The organism is Dialister hominis (assembly GCF_007164725.1).
GTDB classification, from domain to species: domain Bacteria; phylum Bacillota; class Negativicutes; order Veillonellales; family Dialisteraceae; genus Dialister; species Dialister hominis.
On record NZ_AP019697.1, the window covers coordinates 1,227,165 to 1,242,773 of the forward strand.

General features: G+C 47.6%; 12 protein-coding genes, 1 tRNA gene and 1 other annotated feature. Of the genes, 3 read left to right on the forward strand and 10 right to left on the reverse strand.

All coding sequences use genetic code 11. The features are described 5' to 3' along the window. Window positions 1–28: 28 nt before the first annotated feature. The 6 genes from Dia5BBH33_RS05755 to Dia5BBH33_RS05780 form a co-directional block, all read right to left on the reverse strand. Window positions 29–1,207, reverse strand: coding sequence for a glycosyltransferase (locus Dia5BBH33_RS05755; RefSeq protein ID WP_162501765.1), 1,179 nt, complete (start codon window positions 1,205–1,207; stop codon window positions 29–31). Window positions 1,208–1,231: 24 nt separating this feature from the next. After that, on the reverse strand, window positions 1,232–2,215 hold the full coding sequence (locus Dia5BBH33_RS05760) for an SDR family NAD(P)-dependent oxidoreductase (protein ID WP_022381735.1): 984 nt from the start codon (window positions 2,213–2,215) through the stop codon (window positions 1,232–1,234). 106 nt (window positions 2,216–2,321) lie between these two features. Next, a complete protein-coding gene (locus Dia5BBH33_RS05765; protein WP_157952003.1) occupies window positions 2,322–2,876 on the reverse strand; it encodes an SGNH/GDSL hydrolase family protein in 555 nt (184 codons plus the stop codon). Window positions 2,877–2,971: 95 nt separating this feature from the next. Beyond that, window positions 2,972–6,109 (reverse strand): multidrug efflux RND transporter permease subunit, encoded by a 3,138-nt coding sequence (locus Dia5BBH33_RS05770; protein WP_022381733.1) that lies wholly within the window; start codon window positions 6,107–6,109, stop codon window positions 2,972–2,974. 11 nt (window positions 6,110–6,120) lie between these two features. Then, window positions 6,121–7,305, reverse strand: coding sequence for an efflux RND transporter periplasmic adaptor subunit (locus tag Dia5BBH33_RS05775; protein WP_022381732.1), 1,185 nt, complete (start codon window positions 7,303–7,305; stop codon window positions 6,121–6,123). Between the two features lie 152 nt (window positions 7,306–7,457). Beyond that, window positions 7,458–7,937: a YhcH/YjgK/YiaL family protein gene (locus Dia5BBH33_RS05780; RefSeq protein ID WP_022381731.1), complete on the reverse strand. Its 480-nt coding sequence runs from the start codon at window positions 7,935–7,937 to the stop codon at window positions 7,458–7,460. A gap of 334 nt (window positions 7,938–8,271) precedes the next feature. Further along, window positions 8,272–8,513: a binding site (T-box leader), on the forward strand. A 41-nt stretch (window positions 8,514–8,554) separates the two neighbouring features. Between Dia5BBH33_RS05780 and Dia5BBH33_RS05785 the strand changes: the two genes are divergently transcribed. The 3 genes from Dia5BBH33_RS05785 to Dia5BBH33_RS05795 are packed head-to-tail and all read left to right on the forward strand — an operon-like array spanning window position 8,555 to window position 12,492. Next, window positions 8,555–9,217, forward strand: coding sequence for a vitamin B12 dependent-methionine synthase activation domain-containing protein (locus Dia5BBH33_RS05785; RefSeq protein WP_022381730.1), 663 nt, complete (start codon window positions 8,555–8,557; stop codon window positions 9,215–9,217). 30 nt (window positions 9,218–9,247) lie between these two features. Further along, window positions 9,248–11,626: a homocysteine S-methyltransferase family protein gene (locus tag Dia5BBH33_RS05790; protein ID WP_022381729.1), complete on the forward strand. Its 2,379-nt coding sequence runs from the start codon at window positions 9,248–9,250 to the stop codon at window positions 11,624–11,626. Continuing rightward, complete coding sequence (locus Dia5BBH33_RS05795) at window positions 11,626–12,492, forward strand: methylenetetrahydrofolate reductase (protein WP_022381728.1); 867 nt, start codon at window positions 11,626–11,628, stop codon at window positions 12,490–12,492. The genes Dia5BBH33_RS05790 and Dia5BBH33_RS05795 overlap by 1 nt, the downstream gene beginning before the upstream one ends. 46 nt (window positions 12,493–12,538) lie before the next feature. Here the strand turns inward: Dia5BBH33_RS05795 and Dia5BBH33_RS05800 are convergent, their stop codons facing one another. From Dia5BBH33_RS05800 to Dia5BBH33_RS05815, 4 genes are all read right to left on the reverse strand, one after another. Beyond that, on the reverse strand, window positions 12,539–13,255 hold the full coding sequence (locus tag Dia5BBH33_RS05800; protein ID WP_022381727.1) for a TVP38/TMEM64 family protein: 717 nt from the start codon (window positions 13,253–13,255) through the stop codon (window positions 12,539–12,541). Window positions 13,256–13,273: 18 nt separating this feature from the next. Then, window positions 13,274–14,764 carry a threonine synthase gene (gene thrC / locus Dia5BBH33_RS05805; RefSeq protein WP_022381726.1) on the reverse strand — a complete coding sequence of 497 codons (1,491 nt, stop codon included), beginning with the start codon at window positions 14,762–14,764 and terminating at the stop codon, window positions 13,274–13,276. Window positions 14,765–15,044: 280 nt separating this feature from the next. Further along, window positions 15,045–15,120: transfer RNA gene (locus Dia5BBH33_RS05810), tRNA-Lys, on the reverse strand. 160 nt (window positions 15,121–15,280) lie between these two features. After that, complete coding sequence (locus tag Dia5BBH33_RS05815; protein ID WP_022382674.1) at window positions 15,281–15,520, reverse strand: hypothetical protein; 240 nt, start codon at window positions 15,518–15,520, stop codon at window positions 15,281–15,283. Window positions 15,521–15,609 lie beyond the last annotated feature (89 nt).

The following is a 15,609-nucleotide window of genomic DNA, read 5'->3' on the forward strand; positions in this document are numbered from 1 at the left end:
AAATACAAACTATGTTTCCTATATTATCTCATTGCTCTTTTATGCATTCTTTAATGAGCTTGTCCCAGGAATCCCACACCACTTCCGGTGCATATGGTTTCATTGATTCTCTCGCTCCCGTTCCCAGTTTCCTTCTAAGTTCGCTGTCCTTCATCAAGGATGCCAGTGCTTTTGAGAACGCTTCTGCCCCGTCAGGAACAAGAAATCCATTGACCTGATCCTTGATGAGTTCATTGACGGAAGAGCAGGATGCAAAGCCTACTGCCGGAATTCCAACGCCCATCGATTCAGAAAGCGCCAAAGGGAAACCTTCATGATGGCTTGGGAATGCAAATATATCTGCTTCCTGCCAGACTTTTCCCATATTCTTCGTAGTGCCGCGCAAGTGGACACGGTCCTGCAGTCCATTTTTGGATATGAGGCTTTTCACCATAGTTACATACGCTTTATCGTAAGTATCCCCACAGATGTCCACTTCCCAGTCGGGAAATTCCTGAGCAATTTTCGAAAAGGCTTCTATTAAAATATGCTGCCTCTTCGTCCTGCCTGTCACTCTTCCTACATTGACGATTTTGTGAACTTTCCTTTCCTGTCCGGGATCCACCTCCAAATGCGGGATATTTACAGAATTGGGAATATGCACAAAGCGATCGTAATCCAGGTATTTTTCTGCTTTTTCTATAAATGAAGGCATGAGTACCTGAATGAAGCGGCTTTTTTCAAGAGCCCTTTTTTCTTTCTCCGGTGAATGGAGGAATATTTCATCCGGATCATTGTGAAGCATGGAAATCACGGGAATTTCAGTATCCAGCCCTTCAAGAAGAAGACGGCCTGTCGGTTCCCTGAAGGAAACGATTACATGAGGTTTTGCCAGTTCAAGGACTCTTTTCATCTGAGGCTTTGCCTGGTTAAAAATACTGTAATTCCTGTTTCTTGCAGCTTCCTTGCTAAAAGCGCGGGCAATTTCCCTTGCTGCCTTGGAAAACAAGCCGGCATGAATTTCAGTCATTCCTTCCATTTTGAACAAGTTATAGAGTTTAACGCCCTCAGGAAGAGGATAGAAAGGATCCCCGCTCTTTTCATCAGCCATCACGACAGAAACCGTATATCCTCTGTCTTTCATTGCAGCTGCCATCCTCGATAAGACATGCTCGATGCCGCCGCTGTATCCTACAAATTTATGCAGATCCGCAAGTAAAAGATTCACGGACATACCTCCTCTATTAAGTGATTATTCCTTATGATAATAATTTTTATACCACTTGGCGAATGCGGCAAGTCCCTCCTCCAAGGTGGTCGACGGATGGAATCCGAAATCTTTTTCCAGATCATCAATATCAGCATACGTCTGATACACGTCTCCCATCTGCATGGGCAGGTACTCTTTTTCCGCTTTTCTCCCGATGGCATCTTCCAGAATTTCAATGAATTTCATCAGCCTGACCGGGTGATTGTTGCCGATATTATAAACCTTGAACGGGTCATGCTCTTCGTTGAGCTTCGGCGGATGGTTCAGCATATGGGAAATCCCTTCTACGATATCATCTACATAGGTGAAATCGCGAAGCATATCTCCGTTATTATAAACCTGAATCGTCTCGCCGTTGAAAATCTTATTGGCAAACTTGAAGTAAGCCATATCCGGCCTGCCAAAAGGTCCGTAAACCGTAAAGAAACGAAGCCCGGTAGCAGGAATCCTGTAGAGGTGGGAATACGTATATGCCATAAGCTCGTCAGACTTTTTCGTTGCCGCATAAAGGCTGATTGGGCGGTCCGTCGGGTCATTGACCGAGAATGGAACTTTTTCCTGATTTCCGTAAATCGAAGAACTCGATGCAAAAAGAAGATGCTTTACCGGATAGTGGCGGCAAGCTTCCAGGATGTTGAAGAAACCCACGATGTTGGACTGTATATACGAATCCGGATGATCGATGCTGTAGCGGACTCCGGCCTGTGCGGCAAGATTAACGACAATAGCAGGTTTTATCTCTTCGAAGAGGTGGAATACCATGTCCTTATCGGCCAGGTCTCCCTTTATGAAACGATAGTCCTGTCCTGATTCCTCAAGATCCCTGACACGATCTTCCTTAAGCTTTGGATCATAGTAATCATTCATGTTGTCATATCCGACAACATTGTATCCATCCTTAAGCAGACGTTTGCTTAAATGATATCCAATAAACCCGGCTCCGCCGGTCACAAGAATCGTATCCATAACAATCTCCTATCCTTTATCATTCTATGAACATGCATCGTCCATATTGTTTTATTATACCAAATCCACTGGGTCAAGGTACAAAGGAAATCAGGGATTAATCCCCTCAATTTCCCCAAACTTTGATAGCAGCTTCTGCCATGAGTTCCTGTCCCTTCTCGTTAGGATAAACCCCGTCAACATAATAATCATCGTCAAAGGGAATCACTTTTGAAAAATCAATCACCCGTACGTCAAGGCTCTGTGCCAGTTCCTTTAAGAAGGAAATATACGTCCTGTAATCTTCCTGATTGGCATCATAGGAAAATTCCGACTGCCATCCTGCCTCAACGCTTGCGCGTGTTACCTGAGGCGGGATGGCAATCGTCAGCGGCAGGCTGGCTGCTATATGTGAAATCCCCCTTTCCATATTCTTTTCAAGGGAAGAAAGCCTTATTCTGCACAGCAAATCATTGGTTCCGCCCATGATGAAAATTTCATCCTGACTTCCGGCTCTCTCAAGAAAAAATTCTGCCTTTTGAAGGATATCTGATGACAGGGAGCCGCAGGATCCAAAATTCCTGAACCTGATGCCATGTATTTCCCTGGTAGCAATCTCAAGCCAGTACCTGCCCTTCCTTAGTCCGAACCCTTCAGTCAGGCTGTCACCGAAGCAATTCATGAATAAAGGCGCCTGCCCTTTCCATCGATCTTCCATATTCACTCTTGTGTATAAAAAAGACTGCAGCCCATGAATGAACTGCAGTCTCATTTAAATTACTTGCTTACTGAAATTCCTTTTTTCGGTCTTTTGAAACCATGAATTCGTTCAATAACAACGAAGAGCATCGGTACAATGAAGATCTGGAATACAGTTGCAGAAAGCACGCCGAATACTACAGCAATACCCATTTCAGAACGGGAATTCGAACCTGCACCAGTCGAAAGTGCCAGCGGAATGTTGCCGAGGATGAATGCCAGGGAAGTCATCAGAATCGGGCGCAGACGAATCTGCGATGCTTCGATGGAAGCCTTCATGACATCCATGCCATTATCAACACGGACTTTCGCGTACTCGACGATCAGGATGGCGTTCTTCGCAGCCAGCCCGATGATGGTCAAGAGACCGATCTGGAAGTAAATGTCGTTATATACATGGAATGCCATGGCTGCCAGGCTCGCGCCAAAGAAACCAGTCGGTATCCCGAAGATGACCGTGAATGGAACCTTCCAGCTTTCATAGAGAGCTGCCAAAGACAGGAATACGAAGAGCATGCCGAGCGAGAGGGCATATACTGTCTTACCGCTCGCTTCACGTTCCTGGGCAGAGGATTCGACGAATTCGAAGCCATAACCATTCGGAAGTACCTGATTGGCGGTTTCTTCGAGCGCATCGAGCGCCTGCCCGGAGGAGTATCCATCCTTCTGCTGCCCGCCGACCTTGACGGCCGGGAAGTTGTCGTAACGAGTGATGACGGAGATCGCATTGGATTTCTTCGGAGTGATAAAGGTGGAGATCGGCACCATATTGCCCTTATTGTCGCGAACCGTCAGGAACTTGTTGTCCCCCGGGTTCGTGCGGTACTGGGTATCCGCCTGCGCGACGACCTTGAAGTTACGGCCATAAATGGTGAAATCATTGATCTGGACAGAGCCATAGTAGGCCTGAAGAGCGGTGAAGATATCCCCGACAGCCACACCATTTCGCTGTGCTTTTTCTCGGTCGATATCATAATTGTAGGATGGTGTATCGCTTCGGAAAGTGGTGTAGGCCATCTGGATTTCCGGACGCTGGTTGGCTGCGCCGAGGAATTCTCCGACAACGCGCTGGAATTCTTCATCCGATGCACCGCTCTTGTTCATGATATAAAGGCTGAAGCCACCGGAGGCGCCAAGGCCTGGAATCGGAGGCGGATTCAGCGCCATCAGAGATACCTCCGGATGGGTCGCCCCATATGCCATGGCTTTGCCCATAATGGCATTGATCTGTTCGTTTGGCGCTTTGCGTTCATCCCACGGTTTCAGTTTGATGAAGGAAAGACCCGCATTTGGTTTCTGCCCGCCGGACAAAATATCAAAGCCGGTGACGCCCTGCGACTGTTCGATCGCCGGATCTTTTCCCATATAATCAAGGTAATCGTTGATCGCTGCATTCGTTCTGACATTGACAGAGCCTTCCGGCAAAGAGAATGCCGTGATGAAGAAGCCATTATCTTCCTGCGGAAGAAATGCTGTCGGAAGCTTGAAGAAAATACCGAAAGCTGCGACCGTGATGACGACAAGAACAAGGATCGGAGCAGCGATCGCATGTCCCATCTTCTGCAGGATCGCTCCGTAGATCTCTACCATACGATCGAAACCATCATTGAAGGTATCCCAAAATCGATCGAGGAAGTTTTTCCTATTCTGCTTCTTCGGCGGTTTCAGAAGACCGGCACAAAGAGCCGGAGTCAGAGACAGCGCGACGAAAGCAGAAATCAGGACAGAGACAGCGATGGTGAGAGCAAACTGTTTGTACAGGATACCCATGATCCCGCCCAGAAAAGCGACCGGTACGAAAACCGCAGCCAGAACGACCGCTACGCCGATAACCGGGCTCTGTACCTTCTGCATCGCAGCAACAGTCGCCTCTTTCGGGCCCATGTTGTTATAGCGCATTTCATACTCGACGGCTTCTATGACGACGATCGCATCATCGACGACCAGCCCGATGGCCAAAACCATTGCGAAAAGCGTCAGGGTATTGATGGTAAATCCGAGAAGCAGGAAGGAAGCAAAGGTACCAAAGAGCGATACCGGGACCGCAATCATCGGGATGAGCGTGGATCTCCAGTTCTGCAGGAAAATGTACACGATCAGTGCTACGATGAGAAGCGCTTCGACGAAGGTATGCATGACCTCCTTGATGGAGGCATAGATGAAGTCCGTGTTATCCGCGCAGATGACATAGGTCATGTCATCTGGGAAGCTCTTCGCATCTTCTTTCAGCTTCTCCTTGATCGCCCCCAGAGTTTCGAGCGCATTCGCATCATCGGTCAGAGAGAAGGCGAGGATCGCCGACTCCTGTCCCGCCGCACGGGAAATGAAGCTGTAGTCCTTTGCACCAAGCTCGATACGGGCCACATCCTTCAGACGAAGCATGGAGCCGTCATCATTGGTACGAAGTACGATATCGCCGAATTCCTTCTCCGTCACAAGACGGCCCTTCGCCGTGATGATGTACTGGAAGGAGGCATTCTGATCGACCGGAGCGCTGGAAATGTTACCGGCCGCGATCTGCTTATTCTGCGAAGAAACGGCAGAAATGACCTCGCTCGCAGTGATCTTGTTCTGCGACATCTTCGTCGGATCCATCCAGATGCGCATCGCGAAGTCAGAGCCGAATTCCTGTACGTTGCCGACGCCCTTGATGGACTTCAGCTCATCCAGGTAGTTCATGGAGAAATAGTTCTTCAGGAATACGTCATCATAAGTGCCATTCGGTGAGAGCAGGCCGACGACGAGTGCCATATCCCCCGAAGATTTCTTCGTGGAGACGCCGATGGAACGGACTGTATCAGGAAGCCCTGCATCGGCAGCCGTGACACCATTCTGTACACGGATGGTCGCCATATCCGAGTCCGTCCCCGTCAGGAACTGGACCGAGAGCGAATAGGAGCCATTCGAGTTCGATGTCGAAGACATATTATCAAAACCTTCGGCACCGACGACATTCTTTTCTATGACCTCGGCCACCGTCTGCGCTACGACTTCAGAGTCAGCGCCCGGATAGGTCGCATGGACAGAGACCTGAGGCGGCGTGATCTTCGGATAGCGGTCGATCGGCAGTGAGAAAATACAGAGTGCCCCGGCGATCGTGATGACAAGAGCCACGACGATAGCAAAGATAGGGCGTTTAATAAAGAAATTTGCCATAGCTCCTCCCCTTATTTCTTAGCATCTGTCGTGCCATGCTGCACAGAAGCGGCCTTGATCGCCGCCTGTTCCAAAGCCTCGCGCGTGGTTTCTTCCGGAGCGACTGCCTGTCCGACACGGACTTTATTCTGGCCTTCGACGATGATCTCATCATTTTCATCGATGCCGCTTTCGATGATGGTATAGATGCCATAGGTCGCACCGAGCTTGACCGCCTTCTGCTGGACCTTGCCATCGACGACGACATCGAGCATATCTCGGTTCAGGAGCTGTACGAGTGCCTTGGTCGGTACCAGGATACTGCCCTTGGCGATTTCTGCATCAGAAACGACCGTCGCATACATCCCCGGTACGAGCAGGTTATCCGGATTTGCATATGCCGCCTTCATGGTCAGCTGCCCGCCGGTCAGCCCCGGATTGATCTGGACGATCTTGCCGGTCTCCTGATAGATGGAGCCATCAGCAAGGCGAAGCTTCAGGGTATCCCCGAGCGTCTCCGTGCCACTCTTATTCTTGGTGAGCGAAAGGTATTCGCTCTCCGACATATCAAACTGAACATACAGCGGATCTGCCGAGGAAATCGTGACGAGAGGCGTCTGTCCTGCCGAAGCGAAAGTGCCGATATTCACATCATCCATGGAGAGCGTCCCGGTGAAGGGAGCTGTCACGATGGTATCGGAGAGATTATCCGATGCGATCGCTGCCTGCGACTGGGCTGCTTCGACGACGGCCTGATAGGACTCTGTCGCTGCCTTCTGCGCATCATAGGCCTGCCGAGAAATCGCCCCCGTCGCGATCAGCTGCTCATAGCGGGCGAGATCGCGCTTCGCATTTTCATAGGTAGCCGAAGCCTGCGCGACCTGCGCCTCTGCGGCTGCCAGAGAAGACGAATAAGTGCGCGTATCAAGGCGGAAGAGCGGCTGCCCTTCTGTGACATGGTCACCGCCTTTGACGTATTTTTCCATGACTGTACCGGATACTTTCGAGCGGACCGGCACCTCCTGCAATGCCATAATGGAGCCGGCATACTCTCTCTGGATCGGCGTGTCCGACTTGAACGGTTTGAAAGTCGTGACCTTCATCGCCTGCTGCTGCCCCTGCTGCTGTTTGGCCGACCCGCATCCGCCGGTCATCATGCCGGCGGAAAGCAAAAAGCCTGCCGCCATGGCAGCTGCCAAAAATTTTTTATACTTCATACTCTGCCCCCTTACACATACCACCTTCATCGTGCGGTACTGTAGAAATCGCTAGTAATCGAATATAGATTATAATAGCAAAGAGTTGACTTTAAGTCAAGAAGAGGTTCGTTCAATTTTCGCAATCACCAGCCACCTCTGATCCCTGACTTCTATTTCACACTCACCCATTCCACCGGCACCTTCACGACAGCTTTGCGAAGCTGCCGGCTGCCACTTTCTCCCTGGCAGAGCGGGCGATGGAGGTCTTCGGGGAAGAATACGGCAAAACGGCCCTTCTTGAAATGAATTTTCGTTTCCGGATCTTTTCCTGCTTCATAAAAATAAAGGTCTCTGTCCGGATGACTTTCTATGCATTTCCCGGCATCAAAAATTGTCTCAATCCCGATCCATTCTTCTTTGCCTTCCACTTCATACTGAACATCAATAAAATCCTTGTGCCCTTCAAGTTTCCTCTGAGCAGAAGGCTCCGTCGGTGAAGTCTCCACATTCATATTGCATCCTTTGATTTTATATTTTCCATCAGGAACGCCTGCAAAATCAAACTGGGAAGCTTCCTTGAGAACCTCGTAAATAAAATCAGGCATTTGGGCCTTGTACGCATCCAGATGTTTCATGTCTCCCATAATCATAATAATTCCACTTTCCTTTCCTACAGGTATCCCTTTAATAAAACAGCAGCTTCTATTGAGGATTTGACCTCAATTGCTCCCGCATTTATTTTATGATTCCCGAAAAGTCATCAAAAAAATAAATGTCTGAACACTTGCTAATGATTTATCTTAACACATTTTTTTACTCTGATGTAATAGCTTTCTTCCAATAAAAATTTTATTTCTCTTATATAAATATACGGCAAAAAGATGCCTAAAATATCCCGCTTGGTCCAAAGGATTGGAATCCTGAAAATGACATCATAAATTATTTGACACAGGGAATTGCCTATGATATAGTGCTAGTAATTAAAAATAAGCAATGAAGAGAAGAGTAGGCAGAAAAGACTATACCAGAAAGCTCCGGCAGATGGAAAGGAGCATAGGGATATTTGCTGAACATGGCCTCTGAGCTGGGATTGCTGAATAATGAAGCATCCCGGGTGTGCCCGATACAGCACTAAGGTATTAAGGCAAAAGCCGGCGTACCTGATGAGATTCATGCAGCGATGTATGGATAAACTTGGGTGGTAACACGAATCTTTCGTCCCTTTGGGGATGGAGGATTTTTTTATTGGTGTAGAAGGAGGTCTCCCATGCCTTTCTATAATGGTACATTATTTCAAATCAATGAAAAGGAAATGCTCAGATATGCAGGAATGAATCCTTCTTCAAAGGATTTTCCTCCCGAAGAAGTGAGTTCTGCGGTCAGAGAGGCGCTTGCCCTTGCAGAGCCCAGGGGAATCTGGCAGGTTCTTCCCTATGACAATAAAAACGGCATCATCTGCGGAGACTTCCCCATGAAGCTTGAAGGAAATGCCATCAAGCATCATCTTGCCAACTCTTCATCCGTTGCCGTCCTGGCAGTCACGGTCGGAGATGAGATTGAAAAACAGTCCGATGCTCATTTTAAAGCAGGTGAATATGTAAAAGGCCTTCTTTTAGATGCAGCAGCTACTACGTCTGTTGAACACCTGGCTGACCAGGTCGATGAACTTATCCAGAAAGAAGCTTCAAAGAATGGCGAGAAAACCGTCTGGCGCTTTTCACCAGGATACGGGGACTGGCCGATTTACCAGCAAAAGCAGTTCTGCCAGTTGATTCAGGCTGAAAAAATAGGAGTCTCCGTGACGGATCACTCCATGCTTTTCCCAAGAAAATCAGTTTCGGCCATCATCGGCCTTTCAGGCACGATCCAGAGGGATAAGCCCCCGAAGTGCTCCACATGCTCATTTCTAAACTGTCAATTCAGGCATTAATCGTAATACAGGTATAAGGAGGGTTTCATTATGGTATTTTTTGACGGCGGTATGGGGACGATGCTCCAGAAGTATGGATTATCAAATAGTGAATGTCCGGATTATCTCAACATCTCCCATCCGGAAATTGTCCAGCGTATTCATAAAGAATATGAGGCAGCGGGATGCCAGTTCATTACAACAAACACATTTGGCTCTTCCCCGCTGAAGCTTGAGGATTATGACCTTCAGGACAAGGTAGAAGTCATTACAGAAGCAGCCGTAAAGAATGCAAGAGAAGCATGCAGCAGCCGCGTTAAGATTGCAGGTGATATGGGACCGACCGGACGTTTCTTAAGTCCTCTTGGCGATTTATCATTTGACGAGGCATGCGAAAACTACTACCGTCTTGCCAAAGCTCTTGCCAACGCCGGAGCCGACTGCCTTATCATTGAAACCATCATAGATATTCAGGAAATGAAGGCCGCACTGATTGCCGCCAAAGCTGCGTCAAACCTTCCGGTCATCTGCCAGATGACGTATGCCGAAGACGGAAGAACCATTACAGGCACTCCTCCTAAAGCCGCTGCCATTCTTCTTGATTCCATGGGTGCTGATATCATTGGAGCCAACTGCTCGCTCGGGCCGGACAAACTCTTCAATGTTGCAAAGGAAATGATTGCCGCAACGAATAAGCCCATCATCATCCAGCCAAATGCAGGAATGCCCGTACTGGAAAACGGAGAAACACTCTTCCCGCTTTCTGCTGAAGACTTTGCCAGAGAAACAGCAAAATTTGCTGATATCGGCGTATCTTATCTTGGCGGATGCTGCGGAACGACACCGGAGCATCTTCATGCTTTAATCAAGGAACTTGAAAACAAACCAACTGTCACGCCTCCAAAGGTAAAGCCCTTTACTGCACTTACCTGCCGCACAGGCGTCGTCTATGTCGGTGATAATTACGCTCCCGTCAAGATTGGCGAAAGAATCAATCCGACAGGAAGAAAGACACTCCGGGAAGATATTCAGAAGGGAAGCTTCGTCTCCATTAAAAAGGAAGGGCTTGCTGAAGTGGCCGCCGGCGCTGACATTCTTGATGTAAATATGGGTGTCCCCGGAGTCGACCAGGCCGCCGCCATGGAAACTGCCATATCCCAGCTTTCCATGCTCTGCCCCGTCCCTTTCTCCATCGACAGCACGGATCCTGTCGTCATAGAAAGAGCCCTTAAGGTATATCCCGGCCGCCCTCTGATCAATTCCGTCAATGCGGCTGAAGAAGAGGCACTCGAGAAGATCCTGAAGCTTGCCAAGCAATATGGCGCTGCCGTCCTCTGTCTTCCGCTTGAGAAAGGAAATCTTCCTGCCACTGCCGAAGAACGAGTCAGAATCATTCACAGAATTGTAGAAAAGGCGGATGAAATCGGACTCAGACGCGAAGACCTTCTTTTAGACCCGCTGGTCCTCACAGTAGGGTCAGGAGAAAAAGGTGCCAGCGAAACTCTCCGCACCATCCGATTATATAAGGAAGAATTCGGTTTCCCCTGTGTCATGGGGACAAGCAATGTTTCCTTCGGTCTTCCTTCCCGTCCGCGCATCAACGCCGCATTCCTCACCATGGCATTTGCCTGCGGCATGAATGCCCCCATCATCAATCCTCTCGACCAGGGCATCAAGGATGCATTTATCAATGCAAAGCTCCTTCTTGGATTTGATAAAGGTGCTGCAAACTTCATCGCAGAAACCGCAAAGATGCCGGCGCCTGCCGAAAAGGCTGAAGCAAGCCAGGACCTTCCTCCCCTTGAACAGATCAAAGCTGCTGTAAAGAACGGCGAGAAGGAACAATCCGCCTCACTCATGAAGACGGCTTTAGATGCAGGCATCTCTTCGGAAACGATTATCAAGGAAGGGCTCACATCTGCCATGACTGAAATCGGTGACGGATATGGCGCTGGAAAAGTATACCTTCCCCAGGTCATGATGGCGGCTGAAGCCATGCAGTCTGCCTTCAGTGAATTAAAGAAGCTTCTTCCTGATATCAAGTCAAAAGAAAAAGGAACCCTGGTTATCGGCACCGTTCAAGGCGATATCCACGATCTTGGAAAGAATATAGTAGCTGCTCTCATGGAAAACAGCGGTTATAAAGTCATCGATTTGGGCAAGGACGTCAGTCCGGATGCATTTGTCAAAGCTGCAATCGAATACAAGGCCGATCTGGCAGGACTGTGCTCTTTGATGACGACCACTCTTCCTGAACTGGAATCTACCGTCAAAAAGCTGAAGGAAGCTGTCCCCTCTGTCGATATTCTTGTCGGCGGAGCCGTAGTAACACAGGACTATGCCAATGAAATCGGCGCCCCGAACTACTGCAAGGACGGAATTGCCGCTGTCCGCATCGCTGATCAGTTAATAGAAAAGAGGAATTCATAATGACAACACTAAGGGCCAAAAACAAGAATCACATCTTTACAATTACCGCTGAACTGGATCCGCCCAAAAGCGCTTCTTCTGAAATTACTGAAAAGCAGGTTGCAGAAATTGCCGATTACGTGGATGCTGTCAATATCGCTGACTGCCCCATGGCAAAGCTTCGGATGAGCCCGATTGCCCTCTCCTCTATCATTCAGCAGAAATACTGCGTAGAATCCATTTTCCACCTGACCTGCCGCGACCGCAACACAATCGGGCTTCAGGCAGAACTCCTGGGGGCCTATGCCCTTGGCGTACACAATATCCTCACTTTGACCGGCGATCCGCCCTCCATTGGCGATCATCCGGATGCCACAGGCGTATTTGATGTGGACTCCACGGGTCTTATAGAGATTGCACGCCGCCTTAATGAAGGCCATGACCTTAAAGGAAATCCGCTTGGCGCCGCAACAAACTTTTACATCGGCACTACAGCAAATCCAGGTGCTGACGACCTGGATAAGGAAATCCTTCGTCTGGAAGGCAAGAAAAAAGCCGGCGCGCAGTTCATCCAGACGCAGCCCGTCTATGAAATTTCTCAGGCTGAAAAATTTCTCTCCTATGCAAAAGACCTTGATCTCCCGATTCTCTTCGGTATCGTGCCCTTAAAGAGTTTCAAAATGGCCAATTACTTAAACGACAAGGTCCCGGGCATTTCCATTCCCCAGAGAATCCTAAAGGAAATGGAGACAGGAAACAGGGAAACGGGGCTTAAGCTTGCCTCTGAACTCGTACAGGGATTGAAGGATATCGGTACTGACGGCGTCCATTTGATGCCGGTCAATGATGTGGATGCTGTTCCTGTCATCGTGAAAAATCTCAAATAAATAACCAATAAAAAATGATTGCTCCCGTTATGGAAACAATCATTTTTTATTGGTTATTTTCGTTCTGTCCGCTTTTTCTCTGCTTCTTCGTCTTCCACCAGATGAAGCCATAAATCACCGTAACAAGGATAATGATGATCGTAAGCCGCATGGAATGTTCTTCCAGATTGACGACATCGTGCCCCAGGACAACTTCAAGCGCTGTCGAAGGCAGCTTGCCCAAAAGACAGCCGAAAGCATAGTCCTTGAACTTCATACTGGACAATGCGGCTATGGCCGTTATGAGGCCGTTTGGCATATACGGGATTGCTCTGGCCGCCGCAATTGCCTGCCAGCTTTCATAGGAATCCAGCTTTGACAGCGTCTTGCTCTTGTTGATCAGATTCATCGCCATTCCGCGGAACAGCGTACGCATGACATAGAAAGAAAGAATGACTCCGACTGTCTCAGCCAGCCATGAAATAATAACGCCCCAGAACAAGCCGAATATGAGGCCGTTTGCTGTGGAAATGAATATCGAGGGAAGAAATCCCACGATATTTATGATGACATCAATGAAGAAACTTACGAATGCTGCATAGATGCCAAATCCCTTGAGATAATGAATTGTTCCATGAAGATCGCCGTCTTTTGACAGATGATAGATTGTCGGATAGAACGAGGGGTCGATAAAATGGATTGCCGCCAGCATCAGGATCAGGATTCCCAAAAGGATCAGCCTGAATCTGCGTTCCCCTCTTTCATACCAGTTTCTTCTTCTCATCGACTAGAGACCTCGGATTCATTTTACAATTTCATCAACAACTTCCTGAATGGATTCTTTGATATTTTCCGGATTGATCACATCCGTAAAGCGTTTCTTCCTGTTTTCCAATTCTCCCAGCTGCGAAGGAATCGGAATCCCGGTATATTTCTTGATGGATCGCAGTGTATCATAAGGATTTTCCTCTGCCGCAATGCCAAGTGCCTCAGAAACAGCACCAGGGAATTTATAAGGATGCGCCGTACTGATAATGACGGTGTGCGTATGTCTTGTGACCTTGCCGCTGCGGCGGAGATTGTCATAAACAGCATATGCAACAGCCGTATGCGGATCCATCAGGTAATCATACTTTTCATATACATCGGAAATGGCTTTTCTCATGGTGTCAGAATCTGCCCAGCCACCAATCATTTCGCCTGATACCTTTTTACGCTCTTCCTCAGGAACACGGTATACACCGTTTTCCCTGAGTTCTGTCATGTCTTTCAAAACTTCATCAGACGATCCCGTCATGTAGTACAGGAACCTCTCAAAATTAGAGGAAATCAGGATATCCATAGAAGGAGATTCCGTCAGATGGAATTCCCTGTTGATATTGTATTCTCCGGTTTCAAAGAAATCTGCCAGCACCTTATTTTCATTAGATGCGCAAATCATCTGTCCGATAGGCGTGCCGATTTTCTTTGCAATCCATGCCGCCAGAATATTGCCAAAGTTGCCGGTAGGAACAACCACATTGAATGACTCTCTGGAGCCAATAGAACCGCTTCTAAGAAGGCTCAGCCAAATCCACACATAATATACGACCTGTGGAAGCAGGCGGCCGATATTAATGGAATTGGCGCTGGAGAACAGGACTCCCTTTTCAAGAGCTTCATCGCGCAGGTCACTCACAAAAATATTTTTCAAAGCAGACTGGGCATCATCAAAATTTCCTTCAATCCCCAGAACTTTGACATTTTCACCAAGCTGCTTCTGCATCTGATCCTTTTGCAGCGGGCTGACCCCGTGGGAAGGATAGAATACCATGATATGCACGCCTGGAACGTCTTTAAACCCTTCCAGAGCCGCTTTTCCGGTATCTCCTGAAGTAGCAGTCAGGATAAGCGTTTCCTTCCCATCCCCCAGCTTCTTCTTAGCATACACGAGAAGATGCGGGAAAAGTGAAAGCGCCAGATCTTTGAATGCGCATGTCCTCCCATGGAACATTTCGGCCATGGAAAAGGATTCGGACAATGTTTTTACCGGGACAATTTCAGATGTATCAAATGTACCGGTATATGCATCATGCGTCAGCTTGGATAAATCCTTCAGTGTAATATCCGTCAGAAAATGATGAAGTACAAAAGCTGCCAGTTCTTCGTAAGACATAGCTTTTAAAACATCAGCATCTAAAAATGGATCGGGCAGTTGTTCAGGCACATACAATCCGCCATCAGCAGCAAGCCCCTTCAGCAGCGCTTCTTCGGCTGTTACAGTCTCATTACTTCTGGTGCTTCTATAGTTCATAATACGCCTCCACACAGATAACTTTATACTTTATTTTATCATAAAATCTATCAATGGAATATAATATGCCGAAAGAATATAACGATTTACGATAGGCTTTGCCTGGTTTTATGATGAAATTCATAGAAGTACAGTTCATTTGCCGCTTTTCCTGTATAATTTTGCTTCTGCGCTGATTGTAGTGCCGCTCCTTATGCACTGGCGGAATCATTCGAATACATGTCCCGCTTTTTCAGGCAAAATAAAACCCGAAGCATTTCCATGCTTCGGGAATAGATTCTGGTGGATCATCAGGGGTTCGAACCCCGGACACCCTGATTAAGAGTCAGGTGCTCTACCAACTGAGCTAATGATCCGTTCAACGAATAGTATTATATCATTCCGATTTGTTTTTGTCAAATCTTTTTTTATTTCGGATTTGATCAAATGTACTGTTCGGAAGACGTAAGTTATTATAGCATGACACTCTTCATATTTCTAGTCCCCCCGGCAAATTTTTTTTACAAATTTTACCGGTTAATAATGAATGCCATACTTGTGTTTCAAAGCCTCTATATCTTCTCTCATTTCCTGGTCGCATTTTTCAAGTTCTGCTTTGATATACGGCAGATTTCTTCTGACAAGGGCCGCTTTTTTGGCACTTGCCATCTTGTAAACATGTGCCAGTTCCTTCTTGTATGAAGCCATGAGATCCTGCATTTCTTCATCAGTCAGATTCTCATTGATCAATTCTCTTGCATCCTTCTCATTTCCCATGACTGTCTCCTTTCAAGCCAAATAAAATGTAAAGAAAAACACTCCATAGAGGAGTGAATTTTCTCTTATATAAATCCGATCAAATCGGT

Excerpts from the sequence above, each read along its gene's own strand:
- Dia5BBH33_RS05770 (WP_022381733.1), bottom strand. The coding sequence starts at position 6,109 with ATGGCAAATTTCTTTATTAAACGCCCTATCTTTGCTATCGTCGTGGCT.
- Dia5BBH33_RS05800 (WP_022381727.1), bottom strand. The coding sequence starts at position 13,255 with ATGAGAAGAAGAAACTGGTATGAAAGAGGGGAACGCAGATTCAGGCTG.
- Dia5BBH33_RS05785 (WP_022381730.1), top strand. The coding sequence starts at position 8,555 with ATGCCTTTCTATAATGGTACATTATTTCAAATCAATGAAAAGGAAATG.
- Dia5BBH33_RS05795 (WP_022381728.1), top strand. The coding sequence starts at position 11,626 with ATGACAACACTAAGGGCCAAAAACAAGAATCACATCTTTACAATTACC.
- Dia5BBH33_RS05815 (WP_022382674.1), bottom strand. The coding sequence starts at position 15,520 with ATGGGAAATGAGAAGGATGCAAGAGAATTGATCAATGAGAATCTGACT.
- Dia5BBH33_RS05765 (WP_157952003.1), bottom strand. The coding sequence starts at position 2,876 with ATGAATTGCTTCGGTGACAGCCTGACTGAAGGGTTCGGACTAAGGAAG.
- Dia5BBH33_RS05760 (WP_022381735.1), bottom strand. The coding sequence starts at position 2,215 with ATGGATACGATTCTTGTGACCGGCGGAGCCGGGTTTATTGGATATCAT.
- Dia5BBH33_RS05775 (WP_022381732.1), bottom strand. The coding sequence starts at position 7,305 with ATGAAGTATAAAAAATTTTTGGCAGCTGCCATGGCGGCAGGCTTTTTG.
- Dia5BBH33_RS05780 (WP_022381731.1), bottom strand. The coding sequence starts at position 7,937 with ATGATTATGGGAGACATGAAACATCTGGATGCGTACAAGGCCCAAATG.
- Dia5BBH33_RS05790 (WP_022381729.1), top strand. The coding sequence starts at position 9,248 with ATGGTATTTTTTGACGGCGGTATGGGGACGATGCTCCAGAAGTATGGA.
- thrC (WP_022381726.1), bottom strand. The coding sequence starts at position 14,764 with ATGAACTATAGAAGCACCAGAAGTAATGAGACTGTAACAGCCGAAGAA.